The 23,136-nt window shown below is 56.4% G+C and carries 14 protein-coding genes, 1 tRNA gene and 2 rRNA genes; 8 read left to right on the top strand and 9 right to left on the bottom strand.

The genetic code is table 11. From position 1 onward, the window contains the following. Window positions 1–181 precede the first annotated feature (181 nt). The 3 genes from argE to ACWPM9_RS03320 all read right to left on the bottom strand — a co-directional run bounded on the left by argE (window position 182) and on the right by ACWPM9_RS03320 (window position 4,887). Window positions 182–1,333, bottom strand: coding sequence for an acetylornithine deacetylase (gene argE / locus ACWPM9_RS03330; RefSeq protein ID WP_484756742.1), 1,152 nt, complete (start codon window positions 1,331–1,333; stop codon window positions 182–184). 54 nt (window positions 1,334–1,387) lie between these two features. Continuing rightward, complete coding sequence (locus ACWPM9_RS03325) at window positions 1,388–3,499, bottom strand: oxidoreductase (protein ID WP_484756741.1); 2,112 nt, start codon at window positions 3,497–3,499, stop codon at window positions 1,388–1,390. 152 nt (window positions 3,500–3,651) lie between these two features. Further along, a complete protein-coding gene (locus tag ACWPM9_RS03320) occupies window positions 3,652–4,887 on the bottom strand; it encodes an ROK family transcriptional regulator (RefSeq protein ID WP_484756740.1) in 1,236 nt (411 codons plus the stop codon). 240 nt (window positions 4,888–5,127) lie between these two features. On the opposite strand from ACWPM9_RS03320, the gene ACWPM9_RS03315 reads away from it, so the two are divergent. From ACWPM9_RS03315 to ACWPM9_RS03290, 6 genes are all read left to right on the top strand, one after another. Beyond that, window positions 5,128–6,366, top strand: coding sequence for an extracellular solute-binding protein (locus ACWPM9_RS03315; RefSeq protein ID WP_484756739.1), 1,239 nt, complete (start codon window positions 5,128–5,130; stop codon window positions 6,364–6,366). 111 nt (window positions 6,367–6,477) lie between these two features. Then, on the top strand, window positions 6,478–7,359 hold the full coding sequence (locus ACWPM9_RS03310) for a carbohydrate ABC transporter permease (RefSeq protein ID WP_428187526.1): 882 nt from the start codon (window positions 6,478–6,480) through the stop codon (window positions 7,357–7,359). A 1-nt stretch (window position 7,360) separates the two neighbouring features. Next, window positions 7,361–8,206, top strand: a complete 846-nt coding sequence (locus ACWPM9_RS03305) for a carbohydrate ABC transporter permease (RefSeq protein ID WP_484756738.1) — start codon at window positions 7,361–7,363, stop codon at window positions 8,204–8,206. Then, on the top strand, window positions 8,203–9,225 hold the full coding sequence (locus tag ACWPM9_RS03300) for an SIS domain-containing protein (RefSeq protein WP_484756737.1): 1,023 nt from the start codon (window positions 8,203–8,205) through the stop codon (window positions 9,223–9,225). The genes ACWPM9_RS03305 and ACWPM9_RS03300 overlap by 4 nt, the downstream gene beginning before the upstream one ends. Window positions 9,226–9,230: 5 nt before the next feature. Next, complete coding sequence (locus ACWPM9_RS03295) at window positions 9,231–10,163, top strand: PfkB family carbohydrate kinase (RefSeq protein WP_484756736.1); 933 nt, start codon at window positions 9,231–9,233, stop codon at window positions 10,161–10,163. Continuing rightward, window positions 10,163–11,239: an ABC transporter ATP-binding protein gene (locus ACWPM9_RS03290; RefSeq protein WP_484756735.1), complete on the top strand. Its 1,077-nt coding sequence runs from the start codon at window positions 10,163–10,165 to the stop codon at window positions 11,237–11,239. Before ACWPM9_RS03295 ends, ACWPM9_RS03290 begins: the two co-directional genes overlap by 1 nt. A gap of 104 nt (window positions 11,240–11,343) precedes the next feature. On the opposite strand, the gene ACWPM9_RS03285 is transcribed toward ACWPM9_RS03290, so the two are convergent. Genes ACWPM9_RS03285 through ACWPM9_RS03275 form a run of 3 tightly spaced genes read right to left on the bottom strand, consistent with a single transcriptional unit; the run spans window position 11,344 to window position 16,968 of the window. Beyond that, window positions 11,344–14,418 (bottom strand): efflux RND transporter permease subunit, encoded by a 3,075-nt coding sequence (locus ACWPM9_RS03285; RefSeq protein WP_484756734.1) that lies wholly within the window; start codon window positions 14,416–14,418, stop codon window positions 11,344–11,346. After that, entirely contained in the window at window positions 14,415–15,548 is a 1,134-nt protein-coding gene (locus ACWPM9_RS03280) for an efflux RND transporter periplasmic adaptor subunit (protein WP_484756733.1), read from the bottom strand. The genes ACWPM9_RS03285 and ACWPM9_RS03280 overlap by 4 nt, the downstream gene beginning before the upstream one ends. A gap of 16 nt (window positions 15,549–15,564) precedes the next feature. After that, window positions 15,565–16,968 (bottom strand): efflux transporter outer membrane subunit, encoded by a 1,404-nt coding sequence (locus ACWPM9_RS03275; RefSeq protein WP_484756732.1) that lies wholly within the window; start codon window positions 16,966–16,968, stop codon window positions 15,565–15,567. Window positions 16,969–17,113: 145 nt separating this feature from the next. Between ACWPM9_RS03275 and ACWPM9_RS03270 the strand changes: the two genes are divergently transcribed. Together ACWPM9_RS03270 and ACWPM9_RS03265 are read left to right on the top strand one after the other, a co-directional pair. Continuing rightward, window positions 17,114–17,800: a response regulator gene (locus ACWPM9_RS03270; RefSeq protein WP_484756731.1), complete on the top strand. Its 687-nt coding sequence runs from the start codon at window positions 17,114–17,116 to the stop codon at window positions 17,798–17,800. Window position 17,801: 1 nt separating this feature from the next. Beyond that, window positions 17,802–19,085, top strand: coding sequence for a HAMP domain-containing sensor histidine kinase (locus ACWPM9_RS03265; RefSeq protein ID WP_484756730.1), 1,284 nt, complete (start codon window positions 17,802–17,804; stop codon window positions 19,083–19,085). A 134-nt stretch (window positions 19,086–19,219) separates the two neighbouring features. Here the strand turns inward: ACWPM9_RS03265 and ACWPM9_RS03260 are convergent. From ACWPM9_RS03260 to ACWPM9_RS03250, 3 genes are all read right to left on the bottom strand, one after another. Next, a tRNA-Met gene (locus tag ACWPM9_RS03260) sits at window positions 19,220–19,296 on the bottom strand. A gap of 106 nt (window positions 19,297–19,402) precedes the next feature. Beyond that, window positions 19,403–19,517 (bottom strand): 5S ribosomal RNA (rrf, locus tag ACWPM9_RS03255). A gap of 340 nt (window positions 19,518–19,857) precedes the next feature. Then, window positions 19,858–22,662 (bottom strand): 23S ribosomal RNA (locus ACWPM9_RS03250). Window positions 22,663–23,136 lie beyond the last annotated feature (474 nt).

Here is a 23,136-nt window from a genome sequence, read left to right as displayed (position 1 = left end):
ATGATGGGGCGGCAACACCGCCAACAGCACCTTGACTGCATCGCCAACGACGTCCGATCCCGTGGCCGGAAACGAAAGTCTTCTTTGGCGATCTGCTCTTGACCGATTGTTGGCAGCATCAGCGGCTTTAGGAAATTATTTCTTTCAGAAATTTTGCCTCAGCTTTTCCGATTCAAAACAGCTATGACGAGAGGCTGTCGCCGACATGCCCCAGCATGGAGCGGCAGGCTTCAATCTGACTTGTCTCGACAAATTCATCTGCCTTATGTCCCTGCTCCATGCTCCCCGGACCGCAGACAAATGCGGGAACGGACAGGGCAGACGAAAACAGCCCACCCTCTGTGCCGAAGGCGACCTTGATGCAGTGATTGCTACCGGCGAGATTGAGCACGCGAGACATTGTTTTGTCCGTCGAAGAGGTGGCCAGACCGGGATATTCATTGAGCACGTGAATGGATATCCCGGCAGTCGCAAAGCGCGTCCGCGCGGTATTGGAAAGTCGGTCGGCCTTTTCAAACAGCCGATCCAGAAACAGCTTTGGATCATCCGATGCGATGTTGCGAATTTCGAAGTCGAGATCGCAGCGTTCCGGCACGATATTGAGCGCAGTACCACCCTGTATTACTCCGGCATGAACGGTGGTGTAGGGAATATCGTAATCATTGTCTCGTGCGCCCTGCCCCGAAAGCTCCGCCTGCAGGCCTCGAAGTTCCCCGAGAAAATCAGCCGCCAGGTGAATGGCATTGAACCCCGTGGGTGCGAGTGCCGAATGGGCGGCAACCCCGCAACAGGATGCACGCGCAGCAAGCTTGCCCTTGTGGCCTGAGGCCACCTGCATCGAGGTCGGCTCGCCAATCAACACCCAGTCGGGCTCCAATCCAACCTTGGCCAGATCGGCAAGCATGGGACGCACACCGATGCAACCAATCTCCTCATCATAGGACAGCGCGAGATGGAGCGGTCTCTGAAGTGGCTTGAACTTTACCTGAAGCATGGCTTCGATGGCGCAGGCAACAAAGCCCTTCATGTCGGTGGTGCCGCGTCCGTAGAGCCTGCCGTCTCGCTCGATCATGCAAAACGGATCGCTCGACCAGGCTTGACCATCCACCGGCACGACATCCGTATGCCCCGACAGCACGACACCGCCCGGCCCTTCCGGACCAATAGTTGCAAACAGCGATGCCCGATCGCCGGATGCCGCCGGATAGAGCCGGGCCTTGATGCCGGCGCTGTCCAGCAAACCTTGCACATATCGGATCAGCTCAATATTGCCGTCGCGGCTGACCGAAGGGAATGCGACAAGACGGTCGAGGATCGAATAGGCGTCTGTCATGGTTTCAAAAGTCTCTCTTCAATGCGGCAGGCCGCGCGATCATAGCCGCAGCCCTCAGTCGAGAGGCAAGAGCTCGGTGATCTCCCGTTTGAACGGCAAGGCCCCGTCTTCAAGCGGCACGCCATCCAGTTCTTCGGCGTATCGACGGCCGGCATACGTCGCATGGGCAATGGTCGCCGGAGCCAGGGCATCCCCGATCGCGACCACGCTCTCGATACCGCGATCGACCCACTCACTCTCCCTCGCCTTGAGATCGAGGAAAAGTTGCTCATTCGGCAGTCTGGCCGTCACCAGAATGACAGCATCAGCGCCCATCCGTTCCTGTCGTCCCGTGAATGTGCACGAAAGCACAACTTCGCCCGCATTGATCTCGTCAAGCGCTGTAAAGCTTCTGACAGTCACGCCCTTTTCCAGAAGACGTTTCTGAATGAAATGCTGCTCCATCGTGTTGCGGGTCCATGTGGATGCCTCCGACGCGGGCGTGATATAGGTCGTCTGGTAGCCTTTTTCGGCCATCAGTTCAGCCATCACGCCACCCATATAATAGTGGTCGTCATCCCATACGATCACCCGCTGACCTGTTGGCATACGGCCCGTCATCACGTCGCTCGGACAGAGCACATCAGCATCTGGCGAAATGCCAATCGGCAATGTGTGATGATGCCCGACACCATCCCGCCGCCAGGTCGCCCCGGTTGCAATGGCAATGCGGGGAATGCCGAAATCCAGCACATCATCTGCAGTCAGTCGACTGTCGAAATAGGTTTCGACATTGGGTAACTGATTGAGCTGCAGCTTGCGATAATCGGCGACACGAACCCAGGCTGAAAGACCCGGCAGTCTGGCTTCCTGAAGAACCCGGCCACCCAGTTCCTTGCTCGCCTCCGCGAGTGTGACCGCATAGCCGCGCTTGCCCAATGTCTGTGCCGCCTCCAGTCCCGCAGGACCGCCACCGATAATCAGCACCGGTTTTTGACTTTGAGCCTTGCGCACCTTTTCGGGATGCCAACCCTTGCGCCATTCCTCGGCCATGGTCGGATTTTGTGTGCAGCGGATGGGCGATTGGGTGAAGTCACCCGAAACGCAGATATTGCAGCCTATGCATTCGCGGATGTCGTCGAAGCGACCTTCTTCGATTTTCTTCGGCAAGAACGGATCCGCGATTGATGGCCGCGCCGCGCCGATCATGTCGAGAATGCCCTTGTTGACCAAGCTCACCATGCGATCGACGGAGGTATACCTGCCAACGCCAACAACCGGTTTGTTGGTCAGCCGCTTCACACCCATGATGAAGGGTTCCTGCGCGCCCTCCTCGGCAAAGCGGGAGGTGCGGCTATCGTTTTCCCACCCCGCCAAAGTCACATCCCAGAGATCCGGAAGGTCAGCCATGATGCCGATCATGTCCTCGACCTCTTCCTTGTAGAGGCCACCCTCTCCCAGCAATTCATCGGTCGAGATACGGATAGGAACGGCGCAGGTGTCGCCAACGGCAGCCTTGGTTTCCTCCGTAATCTCCCGCAACAGCCTAACGCGGTTTTCGATCGAGCCACCGTATTCGTCGGTACGGGTATTGTAGCGACGCGACAGGAAATGATGCAGAAAGCCGAGCGCGTGTGCGGCATAGACATAGATCAGGTCGAAGCCGCAACGCTTGGCTCGCTTCACCGCCTCCAAGTGCCATTTGCGCACATTGCGGATATCTTGCAGATCCATCCGCCGTGCCTGAACCGGATCATAGGAAAAGGTTGCGACAGGCAAATGCGCCGGCCCCATCGGCACTTCCCGGGAATAGAGGTTTGGCCCGTTCATGCCATTATAGGCAAGCTCGATCCCGGCCAGGGCGCCACCCTCGTGGATTTTATCGGCCATTCGCGTAAGGGCCGGAATATCCCGGTCGTCCCATAAGCGTAGCTCGATGAAGGGGGTAATCTCGGACGTGTGATGAAACTCGACCTGCTCGGTACAGACCACCGCCCAGCCACCTTCCGCCTTGACGCCGCGCATATGGGCAAGAGCCGTGGGATCGCGATAGCCCATGCCATTACAATGCGGCACCTGATAGAAGCGGTTGCGCGCCGTGACAGGACCGATTTTCACCGGCTCGAACAATACGTCGTAACGGCTAGGCCGTGGCCTGGGCTCGCCCCACGAGATCAAATCCGACATCAAGGCCTCCTCTATCGCACTCGCGATTAGTAAGAGAAACGCCTGCTTAGGATAAAGCAATCTTTTCCGCTCCCCTGCATCGCTATTATCAATGCAAGGGAACTTGCTTGGCCGACGAACCGAGTATTTGGAGGTCGATGAAAGCTGGACGGTTAAGCAGCAGGCATTCCTGCACCGGGCATTTTCAGTATCGCCGAGAACCGCGGATCGAACGCACGGCCGATCGGTTCCGCCGCAGCGCCAATTGCCACAGACCACGGGTCGCACATACCCAATTGCAGCCGAGGCAACGTCCTGGTTTTGCGCACCGCCAGCGATGGCAGGAGCGGCTGGATGGCCTCGATCAACCGGCGCATGAAAATCTCTGGCGCGCCACCACAAAAAATTACAGTCTGCGGGTCGAAAACAGACTCCAGAAGCTGCACATTCCAGCGCAATTCATCTGCGGCTCGACGCATCCATTTTTCCATGGCTGGTCCGAATTCGACCGTCGCACGCTCGATATGCGCATAAAGGTCCGGATCTCCGGGATCGAGGTCAAGCGCCCGACAAAGAGAGGCAAGCGACGCATGATGTTCGAGCGGCAAGCCTGCCTCGTTCTCATCACCCGATGGTCTTGTCAGCATCATCCCGATTTCACCGGCATTGCCGTTGGCACCACTATAGAGCTCGCCATGCAGAATAAGACCGGCCCCCAAACCATAACCAAGCAGGATGCAAATGGCGTGATCGATGTCATGAGCAGCACCGACCATTCTCTCCGCTGTTGCAGTCGCCGCCGCATCATTTTGCAAACCCACATCAAGGCCCGTTCCCGCAGCCAGCGTTTCCAGCAATGGAAATGCCTGCCATGCCGCCATCATCCAGGGATCATCCACATCTGATTCCAGACCGAAGGGGCCGGGCATGGCAACACCGAGGCCTACAAGTCTGCGGTGGGATTGTGGATGTATCGAGAGCAGATCCCCGCGCGCTTTCTCGATGAGGTCGAGAACGACAGCGACACCTTTTGCCGGGCCGTCTGGCGGCAGGTTGGCTTCCACACGCACCAGAACGGTGCCAACAAGATCGACCGCAATTGCGCGTACTACATGCCGGTCAATCTGCACGCCAATGGCAAACGCACCTTCTGGAACAAGGACATAAGGCGTCGAAGGTTGGCCGCGCCCCTTGCGGACGACTGCCTGGGAACTCACCAGACCGTCGTGCTCAAGCTCTTCGATAATGTTGGAAATGGTCTGCTTCGTCAGTTGCGTTGCACGCGCCAGTTCCGCACGAGACAAGGCGCCATTGCGCCGAAGCGCATCCATGATGACCCTTCGGTTATGGGCGCTTGCGCCTTCCTGGTTGGTGCCACTTTGGGCGCGAATCGGACGAACGTCATTCATTTCAAACTGCCCTATTGACATCCTTCGATTATCGAACAAACATTAAGTCAAATCAATTGACTTAATTAAAGGGCCACAAGAGTCCTGGGGAACAACACGGCGGAATCTTCAAAGAGCCACCGTGTGAATGCTCCGATCAACATGAGGCGCCCGCGGCTAGACGCTGCAGGCTTGGTGAAAATCGGCTCCGCTTTCGGGCGGCACCGTTGAACGGCGCAAAGCCAATTACTGGAGGCAAGAATGCTAAAGACAACGCGCAACATCCTTCTCGGCGCAACGATCATCGGATCGTCGCTCGCCACGCATGCCTACGCAGAAACCACGCTCAACGCTCTGTTTATGGCTCAGGCAGCCTATAGCGAAGCAGACGTTCGGGCGATGACGGACCAGTTCCAGAAGGAAAATCCGGATGTGAAGGTCAATCTGGAATTCGTTCCCTATGAAGGCCTGCACGACAAGACGGTTCTGGCCCAGGGATCCGGCGGGGGTTACGACGTCGTTCTGTTTGATGTGATCTGGCCGGCCGAATATGCCGCCAACAATGTTCTGCTCGATGTATCCGACCGCATTACCCCGGAAATGAACGACGGCGTTCTTCCAGGTGCATGGACGACGGTCGATTATGACGGCAAGAAATACGGCATGCCGTGGATCCTCGACACCAAATACCTGTTCTACAACAAGGAAATTCTCGAAAAGGCAGGCATTACCACGCCTCCCAAAACCTGGGCAGAACTTTCCGAACAGGCCAAGCTGATCAAGGACAAGGGCCTTGTCGACGCTCCGATCGTATGGAGCTGGGCGCAGGCCGAAGCTGCGATCTGCGATTACACCACGCTGGTGAGCGCCTACGGCGGCGACTTCCTGAAAGATGGCAAGCCCGACTTCCAGACAGGCGGCGGCCTTGATGCGTTGAAATACATGGTCGACAGCTATAATTCCGGCCTGACCAACACCAATTCCAAGGAATTCCTGGAAGAAGACGTCCGCCGCGTCTTCCAGAATGGCGAAGCAGCATTCGCGCTGAACTGGACCTACATGTACGGTCTCGCCAATGATCCGAAGGAAAGCAAAGTTGCCGGCAAAGTCGGTATCGTTCCCGCACCGGGCGTTGAAGGCAAAAGCACCGTGTCGGCCGTCAACGGCTCTATGGGTCTCGGCATCACCAGCACAAGCAAGCATCCCGACGAGGCCTGGAAATACATCGTTTCCATGACCTCGCAGGAAACACAGAACGCTTACGCCAAACTCAGCCTGCCAATCTGGGCCTCGTCCTATGACGACCCGGCAGTCACCGAAGGTCAGGAAGAGCTGATCTCGGCGGCAAAGGTTGGTCTCGCAGCCATGTATCCGCGCCCGACAACGCCGAAGTATCAGGAGCTCTCCGTTGCCCTCCAGCAGGCGATCCAGGAATCGCTGCTTGGACAGGAAACACCAGAAGATGCCCTGAGCACAGCGGCCGAAAACAGCGGCCTCTGATCCTCCCGAACAAGGCGGGCGGTTCCAGACCCGGGACCGCCCGCCTTGCCATGCCGCAGAGATTGCGGCCACTCTATCCATCCCGTTCTTATATCGATCAGGTACACCCACATGTCCGGCACATGGTTAAAAACACGAGCGTGGCTGCTGATGTTGCCGTTGCTGGCCGTGATGGTCGCCGTCATAGGTTGGCCCATGGCCGATACGATCCGGCTCTCCTTCACCGACACCAAGCTGGTCGGAACTCAAGGCAACTTCGTTGGTCTTGCCAACTATGCCAAACTGCTCGGAAGTTCGAGTTTTCAGAAAACTCTCACAACCACCACAATGTTTGCGGTCATATCGGTGGCCGCGGAAATGGTTCTCGGTGTATTGGCCGCTTTGTTGCTGAACCAGCAATTTCGTGGCCGCACGGTTTTGCGCGCCATGATGATCCTGCCCTGGGCCTTGCCGACCGTGGTCAACGCCTCGCTGTGGCGACTGATCTACAATCCTGAATATGGTGCGCTGAACGCCGCACTGACCCAGATTGGCCTGATGGATGCCTATCGTTCCTGGCTGGGCGAGCCGGCAACGGCTTTGACGGCGTTAATCATCGCCGATTGCTGGAAGAACTTCCCACTTGTTGCGCTGATCGCCTTGGCCGCCCTTCAGGCCGTGCCACGCGATATCACCTCGGCATCCATGGTGGATGGTGCCGGTGCATTTTCCCGCTTCCGCTTCGTCATTCTGCCTTATCTCGTCGGCCCCTTGATGGTCGCACTCGTGCTGCGAACCATTGAGGCCTTCAAGGTGTTCGACATCATCTGGGTCATGACCCGCGGCGGTCCCGCAAACAGCACACGGACGCTCTCGATCCTCGTCTATCAGGAAGCTTTCTCTTTCCAGCGCGCCGGCTCAGGAGCCTCTCTTGCCCTGATTGTCACGCTGCTGGTGACCGTACTGGCAGTCGTTTACGCGGTGTTGATCCGTAAAAGCTCGGAGATGACCTGAGATGGAACGCAGAAGCCCGTTTTTCACCGTCTTTATCTATGGCTGCGCCATTCTCCTGGCTGCGCTCATTCTGGCGCCGATACTCTGGCTCTTTATCATGAGCATCTCGCCGGCGGCCAACCTCACATCCAAGCCGCTCATCTGGTGGCCGGATACGATCGACCTGTCACGTTATCAATTGCTGTTGTCGAGAGTGGAAAACAGTGCGGGTGAAGCCTTCGTCGCATCGCTGTTCAACAGTATCAAGGTCGCATCGATGGCAACTCTGGCAGCGCTCGCCATGGCAATTCCCGCCGCATGGGCCGTCTCGCGCACCCCATCGATCACCTGGTCGCTCTATGCGGTGATAGCAACTTACATGTTACCGCCCGTGGCCCTTGCCGTTCCGCTCTATATGGGACTGGCAGCGCTTGGCATGCTCAACTCGATCTCCGGCCTGACACTGGTCTATCTGACCATTCTGGCCCCCTTCACCACCTGGCTGATGAAATCAGGCTTCGATTCCATTCCGCGTGAAATCGAGAATGCCGCCATGATGGAAGGCGCGCGGCTGGATCAGATACTCAGAATGATCACTCTGCCACTCGCAGCCCCGATCATGGCGACAGCGGCGCTTTTCGCCTTCCTGCTCGCTTGGGATGAATTTTTCTACGCATTGCTGTTCACCTCCGATCAGCGTGCCAAGACCCTGACAGTTGCCATTGCGGACCTCGCAGGCGGCAGGGTCTCCGATTATGGCTTGATCGCAGCCGCAGGTGTGCTGGCAGCACTCCCACCGGTGGTGATAGGTCTCGTGATGCAGCGTGCCCTGATATCCGGGCTGACAAATGGTGGCGTCAAAGGATGACAATGACTTCTACAACAACTCGTCCGTCCGGGCTGATTGCGATCGAAGCCGAGATGGCCCGCCAGCATGCGGACGCCCTCGCCTCATTTGACAGAGCAACGCCCCTCGCGCACGATATTGCCATCTCGCTCAAGCGCACAGGCAGGCTGCTTCTTCTGGGAATGGGTGGGTCTCACGCCGTCAGTCGCGCAGTTGAACCTCTTTATCGCAACCTCGGTATCGATGCGCTTGCCCTGCCGCTGTCCGAACAGCTTGGTCAGCCACTAACGGTGTCAGACCGTACGGTGTTGGTGACCTCTCAATCCGGCGAAAGTGCCGAAGTCTTGCGCTGGTTCGGTGAGGCAAGCGCTCAGACGGATGTTTTTGGTCTGACGCTGGAAGACGGCTCTTCGCTTGCGCGCCTCGCCCCCAGCCTGATCGGTGCCGGTGGCACTGAACATGCCTTTGCCGCAACCCGCAGCCTGACGGTTACATTTGCCTTGCATCTCGCGGTGCTGTCCGCTTTGGGAATGGATGCCGCGCCAGCACTGGCGGTCCTCAAGCAACCCCAGGACCCCAACATTGAAATTGCGCTACAGGCAATGGCAAAGGTCGCAACAATCGTCACATCTGGCCGCCGCCTTCAGGGCGTCGCTGAAGCAATTGCACTTGGTCTAACAGAACTCTCGCGCCTGCCTTGCTTCTCACTCGAAGGCGGTCAATTACGCCATGGTCCGATGGAGATGCTCGGCGAGAACGTCGGCGTGGTTCTCTTCCGCGCCAACGACGAAACATCCGCACTTGTCGCCGGGATGGCGACATCAGCACAGGAGGCAGGATCTCCAGTTGTCGTGTTCGATGCCTCGGGCGAAAAGCCAGTCCCGAATGTCGTGACCATCTCCTTGGCAGCAGCAAGCGGCATGGCGGCAATATTCGCAATTCTGCCGGTCGCCCAGCGATTCATGGTCAGCTTTGCCGCAGGCAGGGTCGCCGACGTGGGAACGCCGATCCGCTCCACCAAGATCACGCGGAGCGAATAACCGGAATGCGTCCTCTTGCAGTCATTGGCAACGTCAATATCGACCTCATTCTCGGCCCTGCCGCCCCTTGGCCTGCAGCCGGCACGGAGATCATCGTCGATCATGACGAATTGCGTGTAGGCGGCTCGGCTGGCAACACCGCACTGGCATGGACTGGTCTTGGCATCGATTACCAGATTGCCGCCAATGTCGGCGATGACCAGTTCGGTCTGTGGTTGCGCGATGCTTTTGCCGAGCGCAGCAGAGCCTGGCCAACGGAAAAGGTGGGAACCACTTTAAGTGTCGGGATCACCCATCCGAATGACGAGCGAACCTTCTTCACCACGCGCGGTCACCTGCCGTTGTTCAGTTTCTCCCAGGTCAAAGCGATGCTGGACATCGAAAGTCTGAAGGGCGGTTGTGCACTTCTATGCGGCTCATTCCTGACCGACCAACTGCGCAACGAATATGACGCCTTCTTCGACTGGGCGGATGCGCATGGCATTGACGTTGCACTCGATACCGGCTGGCCCCTTGACGGCTGGACCGAAAGCAATCGACGGGCAGCAACCAGTTGGCTTGAGCGATGCCATTGCGCCTTGCTGAATGAAGTGGAAGCCACCGAACTTGCCGATTGCCCGGATCCCATTGAAGCGGCTCAAAAGTTGAAAGCCCATATGTGCACCGATGGCATTCTGGTGGTTAAACGCGGCCCGGACGATGCGATCGCCATCACAGGAGACGGAAAGATCTATTCTGCTCCCACGCCCGAGGTCACAGTCGTCGATACCATCGGCGCCGGCGATGTCTTCAACGCTGCATTCCTTGCCGCACTTTGCGCCGGCCAACCGCTGGACGCGTGCCTCAGTGCTGGATCGCGCGTTGCTTCCCATGCAATATCGACCGCGCCGAGGCGCTATACCGGGCTTGAGGCCCTTTACGAACGTGAGGCCATCTGATGAGCGCTCTTGACATCCAATCCATTCGCAAGAGCTACGGAAGCGTAGACACCCTCAAGGCCATCGATATTTCGCTGGATGATGGCGAGTTTCTCGTCCTTCTGGGCGCGTCGGGATGCGGCAAATCCACTTTGCTCAACATCATAGCCGGATTGGCGGAACCGACCAGCGGCGACATCCTGATTGGTGGGCGATCGGTACTGGGCGTTCATCCGAAAAACCGGGACATCGCCATGGTGTTCCAGTCCTACGCGCTCTATCCCAACATGTCGGTCGCCAGAAACATCGGCTTCGGGCTCGAAATGCGCAAAGTGTCGAAAGAGACACGTGAGAAAGCGGTACTGGATGCAGCCCGTCTCCTGCAGATCGAGAATCTGCTGGATCGGAGGCCGTCGGAACTATCGGGTGGCCAGCGCCAGCGGGTCGCCATCGGTCGCGCGGTGGTACGCGACCCGCAAATCTTCTTGTTCGACGAACCGCTTTCCAACCTCGACGCCAAATTGCGCACAGAAATGCGTGTGGAACTGAAGCGCTTGCATCAGAAACTTCAGACAACCGTTGTCTACGTGACGCATGACCAGATCGAAGCGATGACCCTGGCGACCCGAATTGCCGTCATGCGCGACGGCAAGATTGAGCAACTGGGCACGCCGCAAGACATCTACAATCGCCCCGCAACGCTCTACGTCGCAGGTTTTGTCGGTTCGCCGCCAATGAATATTCTTGGTGCCAAAGTCGAAGGGGACAGGTTCACTTTTCCCGGTTGCGATGAAACGATTGCCATCCCCTCACGCCTGCAAGCAACCGTCAAAAAGGGACAGATCGTCAAGATCGGCATTCGGCCGGAAAGTTTCAGGTTGGCAGGTCAGCAAGAAGTTGTTGGGTCATTGAAGGTCCGCGTCGAGCTGGTCGAATTGACCGGCCCCGAGCTCGTAACCTCCGCGCTCGCAGGAAACCAGACCATCACCGCATGTCTGCCGCCGAACGCTGAGATTGAAACGGGATCTGAATACAGGCTGGCATTCGACGAAACGGCTGTCCACGTGTTCGACCCCGTAAGCGAGCTGGCGCTATAAGCCCTTCGACGCACCGCTTGCTGCTGAAGCGGTGCGTCGAAGCTGGCAACTGCATGGCGGAGCAGATCTTTGCTAACCAAGCCCTCGGTGCTGGGTCAATGCGTTCAAACCGCGCGATCCGTTGCTGCCATTCCCATGCGCGCTTTAATCCAGATCAGAAGATCGTCCAGAAATGTGAACACGACCGGGATCACCAGCAGGCTGAGGAAGGTTGAGGTGATCAAGCCACCGATAACCACGATGCCCATCGGCTGACGGAAGCTCGGGTCACCTTCGACGAGACTGAGGGCAGCCGGTGTCATGCCGCCGGCCATGGCGATGGTGGTCATGATGATCGGGCGCGCACGCTTGTGGCATGCATCGACCAGGGCATCATAGCGAGACATCCCATCCCTGCGTGCTTCGATCGCATATTCCACGAGCAGGATAGAGTTTTTGGAAACGATCCCCATCAACAGGAGGAGACCGATTACGGCAGGCATCGAGAAGCTTGTCCCCGTCAGGACGAGCGGCAATAACGCACCGCCGAGCGCGAGAGGCAAAGCCATCAGGATCGTGACAGGTTGAAGGAAATCATGGAACAGGATGACCAGAACCGCGTAAATACAGAAGATGCCAATCGCCATTGCTGTGGCGAAACTGCTGAACAGCTCGGATTGCCGCTTCAATTCGCCCTGCTCGACAAATTTCACGCCCTGCGGCAGGTTCTTGTAAGCCGGTAAGGCTTCTGCCTCCTTCGTGACTTCCGACAGGCTGCGACCATTCAGCTCGACAGTCAACGACACATTGCGTGATCGATCAAGCCGGTCGATTTGACTTGGGCTGGCCCCCATTGAAATGTCGGCGATTGAACCGAGCGACACATTGCCATCGGCCCCTTCAACCGGAATAAGCGAAATGGCATCAAGGGATTGCCGGCTGGAGGTGTCAAGCATGACCCGAATATCGACCTGGCGCTCAGGCAAATTGAGCTGCGACAGCGCTGCATCGTAGGCCCCTGCCGTGGCAACGCGCACCGCCTCGGCAATAGCCTTCGATGTCACGCCCAAGGACGCGGCCTCTGCCAAGTCCGGGATAATGACGATCTCTGGCGACTGGACCGCCGCCGACGATGTCACATTGCCAATGCCCTTCAACGTCCGCAAATCTGCCTCGAGACTGGCGGCTGCCTTTTCAAGAAGGCTGGAATCATCGCCGGACAAAGTGAGCGTGAGCTCCGTACCATTGCCGCCCGTGCCTGTTTCAACACGCGCTCCGGGCAAGACTTCAAGCGCCTTGCGTAAATCACCTTCGATCTCAGATTGTTTGACATCGCGTTCATCGATCGGTGTCAGATTGACAACAATTGTGGCGCTGTTGGTGCTCGACGTCGATGAGCCACCGTTAGGACCGGCGCCCGTTGTGGCCGAACCCGTCGCCTGAAAGACAGAGGTAACGTGATCCACTTTTGCAATGATCTCGGACGCTTTCTTGGCAACGATGTCGGTTGTTGCAATCGTTGATCCAGGCGGCGTGGTGAGGGACACTTGCGTTTGTCCGTCGTCAGATGCCGGGAAAAACCCTGTCGACATTTGGCTCAGAAGCACCAATGTAAAGCCGAGAAATGCAGCCGTACCCAGCACCGGTATCCAGCGACGCCGAAGCGCGCCCTTAACCAGCCAGAGATAGGTCCGCATGATACGGCCGTCCTCGTCTTTCTTCGCCTTGTTCGGTTTCAAAAGATAGGCAGCCATCATCGGCGTGACTAGCCGTGCGACCAGCAGCGAGGCCAGAACAGCCACGGACGCCGTGATGCCGAACTGCTTGAAGATGATGCCAACGACACCGCCCATGAAGGCTGTTGGCAGGAACACGGCAACCAGGGTGAATGTCGTGGCAATCACCGCTAAGCCGATTTCGTCTGCCGCTTCCATTGCCGCGTCGAATGGGGCTTTCCCCATTTCGAGATGGCGTTCGATATTTTCAATTTCCACAATCGCATCGTCGACCAGGATGCCGACCACCAAAGACAGCGCCAACAGAGTAACCGTGTTCAACGTGTAGCCAAAATAATACATGGCCAGGAATGTCGGTATGATTGACAGCGGAAGGGCAACGGCTGCCAGAAGCGTCGCGCGCCAATTGCGCAGAAACAGCCAGACCACCAGAATCGCGATGATTGCACCCTCGTAGATCATACTCATGGAGGATTCATAATTCTGCTCGGTCGGAACGATCGTGTTGTAGGCTTCCTCTATCTTCACACTGGGATTATCAGCAGCAAATGTCTTCATTGCCGCGCGGACGTCTTCCGTGACTGCGATATCGGAATACCCTTTGGAACGCTTGATTTGGGCGGCAATCACGGGCTTGCCATTGAGATAGGCAAGGGAGCTGAGGTCGCTATGAGTGTCTGTCACAGTGCCCAGTTCGTCCAGCCGAACCCAACTTCCCTTGGGTAAGGGGATCGGCATGCCGGCAAGCTGCTCGGCGCTGTCTGCGGCCGCCAGAGTGCGAACCGACTGGCTTTCGCCACCGATACGCCCTTTACCACCTGACAGGTCAGATTGCACGGCCTCCAACTGACTGTTGACATCGTTTGCTGTCAGTCCCAAACCATCGAGCAGGTTGGGATTGAGCTCAACCCTGATCTCACGGTCAACGCCACCCAGACGACCGACCTGCCCAACGCCTTCGACCGACATCAGTGCTTTTGACATATCGTTATCGATGAACCACGACAGTTCGGCGTCATCCAGCTTGTCCGAACTCACCACAAACGTAATCAATGGCGAGCCGTTCAAGGATTCCTTTTTGACAGTCGGCGCATCCATATCCTGTGGAAGATCACCTTCCGCTTCGTCGACAGCACTCTTCACTTCGTCCAGCGCGGTTTGCGTATCTTTGCCCACTTCGAACGCGACAGAGATGCTGACTGAGCCGTCGGTAATGGTCGTCGTGACGGAATCCAGCTGATCGAGGCCTGTCAGCTCATCTTCGATCTTACGGGCCACCTCCGTTTCCAGCTGCGACGCCGCCGCACCATCCAGCGATGCACTGATCGTGATGGTAGGCAGATCCATATCAGGGAAATTTTGAACATCGAGACGATTAAACGCCCACAGCCCACAGCCTGTCATCAAGGCAAAAAGCAGAATGGGCGGGACGGGATTCTTGATAGACCAGGAAGAGAAATTCATTTCGCCTCTTCCTTCTCCGCCGATGCGCCGAGTGCTTCCACACGGACGGTTGAACCATCCGCCAGAAATGCACCGCCTGACATCACGACCTGGTCGGTCTTCTCTACACCGGACATAATTTCCACACGGTCATCCTGCCGCCGACCAATCTCTACCCGCTTGCGCGTCACAGACGTCTGGTCGTTCGGGTTCAAAACAAAAACATAAGAAAAGCCATCCTTGAGGGTCACAGCCGCGGCGGGCACTGTCAGCGCATCCGTCTGGTCAAGTTCAAAATAGCCACTGACCAGCATACCGGTTTTCGGCTGAGGCATATCAGCTTCAGGATGCAGGCTCACATAGACTATCACGCGACCATTGTCAGTCGACGCCGTCGGCGCGACCAATCTCACCTCGCCGTGCACATCGCCAATAGGCGTCGGGATGAGTGCTCTGGTCCCCTCCTTGACATCAAACAGCCGCTTGATCGGCAGCTCGGCCTTCCATTCAATCCGGTTTTGGCGGATCAATTTGAAAAGCTCTTCACCGGCAGTAACAACGTCGCCAAGCGAGGCGGTACGCGAGGAAATAACCCCGTCGTCAACGGCGTAAACCTTGGTTTGGTTGAGGGTAAGTTGTGCCGCTTCAAGCGCCGCCTTCTCCGAAAACAGTGTCGCTTTGGCCTTGCGCTCAGTAATCAGATATTCGGTCGTTTGCTGTTTTGACAACGCACCCGAATCCGTTAGCCCACGGGCACGATCGGCATCCGCGGTCGCCTGATCGAGATCGGCTTCAGCCTTCTCGACGGCTGCCTGTTGCTGTTCCAATGCAGCCTGAGCGCTCTCAGCCGCAAACTTGACCAGCAGATCACCTTTTTTGACGGTACTGCCGACCTCTGCATTGACTTCAATGATTTTCATGCCGCTCACTTCAGCGGCAAGTGTTGCCTCATGCCAGGCGGCAAGACGACCGCTCGCCGGGATCCTTACCGGCCATACCAACACCTCAGGCTTTGCGACATTCACGGTCAAAGCCGCGGCTTTCGCCATCGTCTCCTGCGTCTCCTGGCTCCATGCAGGAATGCTTTGCGCAAAATAGGGCGACAAGGCGAGGGCCATTGCGACGGGAATGAGGACAAGTTTTCGCATCATTTTATTCCGTTAGAGGCTATTGAGGTCCGGCCGAGGCAGACCATCCACCTCCCAGAGACTTGTAAAGGGCGATCCAGTAACGAACCGCGTCGCGCCTGATTTCGATGAGTGTAATCGCGGCGGACTGAGCCGACCGACGTGCTTCCTCGCGATCAAGGATGCTCGCACCGCCGGACTTCCAGTTTTGATCAACAGAGTTAAAATAACTTTGATAATTTTCAGCTGCCGTTTTGGCATCTGAAATCCGCCGTAACGCCGTATTGACACGGACAAGAGCCATCTCGACTTCCGCAATGGCGGATAAGACGCCGGACTTGTAATTCGCGACAGCCACATCGTAGTCAGCCACAGCACTTCTGACAGCCGCCCTTTTGGCCCCACCATCAAACAGGGGAATCGAGAGAGCTGGGCCGAACGACCATGGCGCAGATCGTCCCGTCAAGGTCGCTTCACTGATCGAGATTGAGCCGCTCAGACTGAGGCTCGGATACAAATCGGCTTTTGCTGCGCCGACGTCAGCGATTGTGGCAGCCACTTCAGCCTCCAGCGCATTGACATCCGGTCTCTGGCGCAAGACCGCTGCAGGAACCGAAGTTATACGCAAAGCAGTCGGTTGGGGTATCCGGCTACGACCCTGCGCCAGCAGTTTTCTGACGACAGGTTCGTCTCCCCCTGTTAACTGAGCCAGCGATTTTACGATGATCTCGCAATCGCCCTGCTGGGAAGTAAGATTTGACGACGAGGTCGCTGCGCTCGCACGGGCAAGAGCCAGATCCGCCGTCGACGTGAGACCAGATTGTGTCGATTTTTCTGTGACACGGATCGTTTCTCTTTGCGAGGCAAGCGCGTCGCGATAGAGCCGTTCAAGCTGACGGCAGGCGCGATATTGAACATAATAATCAGCCACTTCACCGGCAATCGTAATCCGGGCGTCATGCCACGACCAGACCTTGCCCTCAGCTCGCGACGAAGCAGCCAGCGTCTGCATTTTGATCTTGCCGAACAGGTCGAGTTCCCATTCGGAATCGAGCGCGCCATTTTTGGTGGTCTGAGCCGCAGTCTCGTTTGCATCATCCCCATGATTGCCGGCGCGCCTAGCCGATGTCGAGCCGTCGAGCGAGGGGAAAAGCCCGGACCGGGTTGAATCCAACGTGGCGCGGGCCTGATCGATATTGGCGATAGCTTCCTGTACAGACGGATTTTGACGTTCTGCCAAGTCCAGCAATGCGCCCAGAGATGTATCTTGGAAGCTCGCCCACCATGCCAGAAGATCGGTCGAACGCCCAGCATGCGGCAAAGTTGCGTGCCAATGGGCGGCAATCGCGGAAGTCGACGGCTTCAACTGGCCAAGGCTCGTGCAACTGGCAAGAAAGGTCGCCGCGGCGATCAGCGGAAGGAGCCTGATAGAGATAGAGCGCATGATTTTCCGCTGCCTGGAACTGTTGGCCGCACTATAGAGATCCCCATGTTAATGTCGGTCAAGAACGTGTTAAGTTGTGTAAAAGCGCTGTATTCGTCGCCCGCAAGCCGTAAAGCTGCGCGCAACGACCCGACGGATGCATGATATGACCAAGGTGCTTTTAATCGATGACGACGTCGAACTCACCAATTTGCTGTCAGAATACCTGACGGAAGAAGGGTTTACCGTCGAAGCCACAACCGATGGCAGGGTGGGTGTTGCGGAAGCAATGTCCTCTTCCACCGACCTGATCGTCCTGGATATCATGATGCCACGGATGAATGGCATTGAAGTGCTGCGAAGGATCAGGCAGGTCGGGGATATACCCATACTCATGTTGACGGCCCGCGGAGACGATATCGATCGCATATCCGGCCTCAATCTGGGGGCGGACGACTATGTGTCCAAACCCTGCTCGCCAGGCGAGTTGGCGGCGCGCATCCGCGCGATACTACGCCGTTCTGGACGAACAGGACGGGACGGCACCGTAGAAGAGATCAAGACCGGCGCGCTATCCCTTTATCCTTCCAGGCGTGAGGCTGAGTGGCGAAGCACACCGCTCGAACTGACGGGAACCGAGTTCAGTCTTCTGGAGGTACTTGCCCGATCTGCCGGCCAGCTCGTCTCCAAGGAGGAGATTTCGCTTCGCGCATTCGGCAAGCCTTTGACCGCATTCGACCGGCGAATTGATGTTCATATCAGCAGTATTCGCCAAAAACTTGGCGCACGCGCAGACGGTCAGCCCTGGATACAGGCCGTCCGGGGGCGCGGATATCAGCTGCTGGAAGGCTAGTATGCATCGGTTGTTCTGGAAGTTCTTCATTGTCGTATGGCTGGCCATGGCTGGGTCGATAGCGCTGCTCTTTGCGATCAGCTTATTGTTTCAGTCGCCCTTCGAAGAAGAAGTCGCTCAACGGGAGCAGGCCCTGGCTCTGGACACGGCGGTGCAGCTCCTTCAAGCGAATGGCGCAAGTGCCGCAACGGAGATGATCGCCGCCATGCGACGAACCGGCCGCGACATTGCCATCCGCATCACCCGCATTGGCCCGGCGATCGATTGTGCACTGTCAGATGCCAATGAACGTGCCAGGAGCGCCGTGTCCGATGGAAATTGCTACCGCATGCAAATTGACGGCTCGGTCCGAAGCATGATTTCCAGGACCTGGCCGAGAACGGTTCCCTGGTTGGCAGCGCTCATCGCCGCCGCAGCGGCCGCTTACTGGCTTGCCCGGTATTACATCACACCCGTGGAGCAGCTTCGCTATGGCCTGAGGTCGCTGGCAAAGGGCCAACTCGATGTGCGCATTGCCCATACGATTGGCAGCAAGCGCGATGAGATAACCTCTCTTGCACATGACCTCGATATTACCGCGACACGGCTTCAGGAGCTTCATATCCGCCAGCAACAGCTATTCCACGACATTTCCCATGAACTTCGCTCACCATTGTCGAGGCTGCAGGCCGCGATTGGCATCCTGCAGCAAAACCCCGCGCGGGTCACAGCAATGATCGAGCGGATGGAGCGCGAAGTCGAACGTCTCGACAAATTGGTCGGCGAAATATTGACACTGGCGAGGCTGTCAGAACGGGGCACCCCACGCTTTGAGCGGCAGACGCTGGATGTCATCGATCTGGTGCGGGAGATCGTCGAAGATGCCGGCTTTGAGGGGCATGCGCGTCACACGAAGGTCGATTACCTGGGCGTCGATAGCTTTGTGGCCAGCGTCAACGGCGATCTCATTTATCGTGCACTCGAAAATGTCATCCGCAACGCCATCACACACACGGCAGAAGGGACAACTGTCCTGGTCACCTCAAAGGTCGAAGGGCATACACTTCTGCTAACGATTGAAGACGATGGAAACGGAGTGCCAGAGCCGGAACTCGAGGCGATCTTTCAACCCTTCTCTCAACGTTCAACCGCTTCCACCGGCGCGGGATACGGCCTCGGCTTGGCGATTACGCGCCGGGCGGCCGAATGGCATGGCGGAGTGGCAACAGCCAAGAACAGGACATCGGGCGGTCTGCGTGTCGAAATCACAATTCCCGCCCAGATCGGCAACACAAGTCTCTCCTGAAAACTGGAAAGCAACTGCGTCTTCTGCGTTTGCAGACAGATTGAACGCCCGGGCGTTTTGAGGTCCGGGATTTATTTTCATATCTTGTATTTGATATGCTAATTGAATTTGTGTTTTTGATTTTGGTTGGATTTTGGTTGCGGGGGCAGGATTTGAACCTGCGGCCTTCAGGTTATGAGCCTGACGAGCTACCGGGCTGCTCCACCCCGCGGAATAATGTTTGGACAGCAAGAGGGCCGCTTTTTGAGCGGCCTCATTTTGGGACGAGGCCCGATTGTTTTGTGATGAGAAGATTATGATTTCATTGCCTTTTGCAGACCTGGCAGCGACCTACTCTCCCGCGTCTTAAGACGAAGTACCATTGGCGCTGGGGCGTTTCACGGCCGTGTTCGGAATGGGAACGGGTGCGGCCGCCCCGCCATAACCACCAGGTCGGCAAAGGGCAATGTTGATGCTTGGCATCAACGTTGTTCCCATTTCTTTGGCAAACCTTAGGTCTTCGCTTTCGCTCAGAAGGGTGCCAAAGCGTTAATACGGAACCGTATTGATGCTTTGCATATTGAGAAGCTGGTTGAGGTTACCCTCATTTGTCTTAGGCGAACACGTTTTGGTTTGTTTCCCTTGCAGTGATCGGACGAAGTCCGCAAGCGCAAGGCGCGTCGCCGAAGGTTCGGCGCGTGGTTCTCAGCGACGGCAAAAAGGGCCGACAGCGTGAGAACAAAACAGATGGCATCATCGAAGCCTTTGGCTTTGATGAGCATGGTCAATGAGAACGATTAAGCCGATCGAGCTATTAGTAACGGTAAGCTTCACACATTGCTGCGCTTCCACACCCGTCCTATCAACGTGGTAGTCTTCCACGGCTCTGATAGGGAATACTCGTTTTTAGGTTGGTTTCCCGCTTAGATGCCTTCAGCGGTTATCCATTCCGTATATAGCTACCCTGCTATGCCGTTGGCACGACAACAGGTCCACCAGAGATACGTCCATCCCGGTCCTCTCGTACTAGGGACAGATCCTATCAATATTCCTACACCCACGGCAGATAGGGACCGAACTGTCTCACGACGTTCTGAACCCAGCTCACGTACCGCTTTAATTGGCGAACAGCCAAACCCTTGGGACCTGCTCCAGCCCCAGGATGCGATGAGCCGACATCGAGGTGCCAAACAACCCCGTCGATATGGACTCTTGGGGGTCATCAGCCTGTTATCCCCGGCGTACCTTTTATCCGTTGAGCGATGGCCCTTCCACGCGGGACCACCGGATCACTATGACCGACTTTCGTCTCTGCTCGACTTGTCAGTCTCGCAGTCAGGCGGGCTTATGCCATTGCACTCGACGACCGATTTCCGACCGGTCTGAGCCCACCATCGCGCGCCTCCGTTACTCTTTCGGAGGCGACCGCCCCAGTCAAACTACCCACCATACACTGTCCCGGATCCGGATAACGGACCGCGGTTAGACATCCATGACGATAAGGGTGGTATTTCAAGGATGGCTCCACAAGAACTGGCGTCCCTGCTTCAAAGCCTACCACCTATCCTACACATGCCGACACGAATGCCAGTGTAAAGCTATAGTAAAGGTGCACGGGGTCTTTCCGTCTGACCGCAGGAACCCCGCATCTTCACGGGGAATTCAATTTCACTGAGTCTGCGTTGGAGACAGCGGGGAAGTCGTTACGCCATTCGTGCAGGTCGGAACTTACCCGACAAGGAATTTCGCTACCTTAGGACCGTTATAGTTACGGCCGCCGTTTACTGGGGCTTCAGTTCAAAGCTTGCACCTCTCCCTTTAACCTTCCAGCACCGGGCAGGCGTCAGACCCTATACGTCGTCTTGCGACTTCGCAGAGCCCTGTGTTTTTGATAAACAGTCGCTACCCCCTGGTCTGTGCCACCCCAAAACACTTGCGTATCCTGGGGTCACGCTTCTTCCGAAGTTACGCGTGCAATTTGCCGAGTTCCTTCAACGCAGTTCTCTCAAGCGCCTTGGTATACTCTACCTGACCACCTGTGTCGGTTTCGGGTACGGTCTATACGGTGGAGCTATTTCCTGGAACCGCTCCACTGCAACACCAATCCAATAAGGTGTTACAATTTGTGCGATCCGTCACTACCACCAGGCCCACGAATATTAACGTGGTTCCCATCGACTACGCGTGTCCGCCTCGTCTTAGGGGCCGGCTAACCCTGCTCAGATTAACTTTAAGCAGGAACCCTTGGTCTTTCGGCGAGGGGGTCTCTCACCCCCTTTATCGTTACTCATGTCAACATTCGCACTTCCGATACCTCCAGGAGCCCTCACGGGTCTCCCTTCACAGGCTTACGGAACGCTCCGCTACCACTGCAGTGACAAGTCACTACAATCCTCAGCTTCGGTGCATGGCTTTAGCCCCGGTACATTTTCGGCGCAAAGACCCTTATTTAGACCAGTGAGCTGTTACGCTTTCTTTAAATGATGGCTGCTTCTAAGCCAACATCCTGGTTGTTTTGGGATCCTCACATCCTTTCCCACTTAGCCATGACTTGGGGACCTTAGCTGGAGGTCAGGGTTGTTGCCCTCTTCACGACGGACGTTAGCACCCGCCGTGTGTCTGCCGATTAGTACTCCTCGGTATTCGGAGTTTGGTTAGGATCAGTAAGACGGTGAGTCCCCATAGCCCATCCAGTGCTCTACCCCCGAGGGTATTCGATCGACGCACTACCTAAATAGTTTTCGCGGAGAACCAGCTATCTCCGAGTTTGATTGGCCTTTCACCCCTAGCCACAAGTCATCCCGATCTATTGCAACAGATATGGGTTCGGTCCTCCAGTTGGTGTTACCCAACCTTCAACCTGCTCATGGCTAGATCACTCGGTTTCGGGTCTAATGCATCTAACTCAATCGCCCTATTAAGACTCGCTTTCGCTGCGCCTACACCTACCGGCTTAAGCTTGCTAGATACACTAAGTCGTTGACCCATTATACAAAAGGTACGCCGTCAGGCTTGCGCCCTCCGACTGCTTGTAGGCATCCGGTTTCAGGTTCTATTTCACTCCCCTTGTCGGGGTGCTTTTCACCTTTCCCTCACGGTACTGGTTCACTATCGGTCATGCACGAGTACTTAGGCTTGGAGAGTGGTCTCCCCATGTTCAGACAGGATTTCACGTGTCCCGCCCTACTCAAGGACAATCAGTGTTCTACGCCTACGGGGCTGTCACCCACTTTAGCCAAGCTTTCCAACTTGTTCGGCTTTATTCCTGATTGCCACTGGCCTGGTCCGCGTTCGCTCGCCGCTACTAACGGAGTCTCGGTTGATGTCCTTTCCTGCAGGTACTTAGATGTTTCAGTTCCCTGCGTTCGCTTCTTACCCCTATGTATTCGAAAGTAAGATACCTTATATCAATGCTTGGAAACCCAAACCGAGCCTAAACTCAATTTGGATTCTCCAAGCATCTAAGGTGGGTTCCCCCATTCGGAAATCCATGGATCAAAGCTTATTCGCAGCTCCCCACAGCTTATCGCAGCGTATCACGTCCTTCATCGCCTGTGCATGCCAAGGCATCCACCAAATGCCCTTAAAACACTTAATCGTTCTCATTGCCAATGCTCATCCTTATTCGAACCTAAAGCCAGATCTCAAAGCCTAAACTTCAAAATCAAACCAAAGGTCTGGCCACCGGGGAAGTGTTAAAAACCCCGTACCAATCACCCCAACACACAAGGTAAAACCCAATGCATAACGAATGACCAAAAGACCGGTTACCTTTTACAACCAGCCCTGTCAGATGCCATCGACGTGTTCGATCCGGTCCCTTTCTTGGAGTTACGCCGAGCAACTCACACGGAACCAGATCTTTAAGACCAGCTTCTCGAGATCAAATCCGGTACCGCGCGGTCAGGCAACGGTAATCCGATGTGCCGTCAGACAAGGGCCTAAACCCTCAAACAACGACAGCATCCAGAGTGACAAGCTTCCCACCTACATCCAATCCCTCACCAAAATCCGGTCGGCTAGACCGTCATAAGGTTCACCGGGAAAGGGTTCGGACATTGCAAGCCTAAAC

This window comes from Agrobacterium sp. H141, assembly GCF_057158725.1.
Note: the sequence above shows the minus strand (reverse complement) of the source record. Positions and strands in the feature narration are given on the sequence as shown.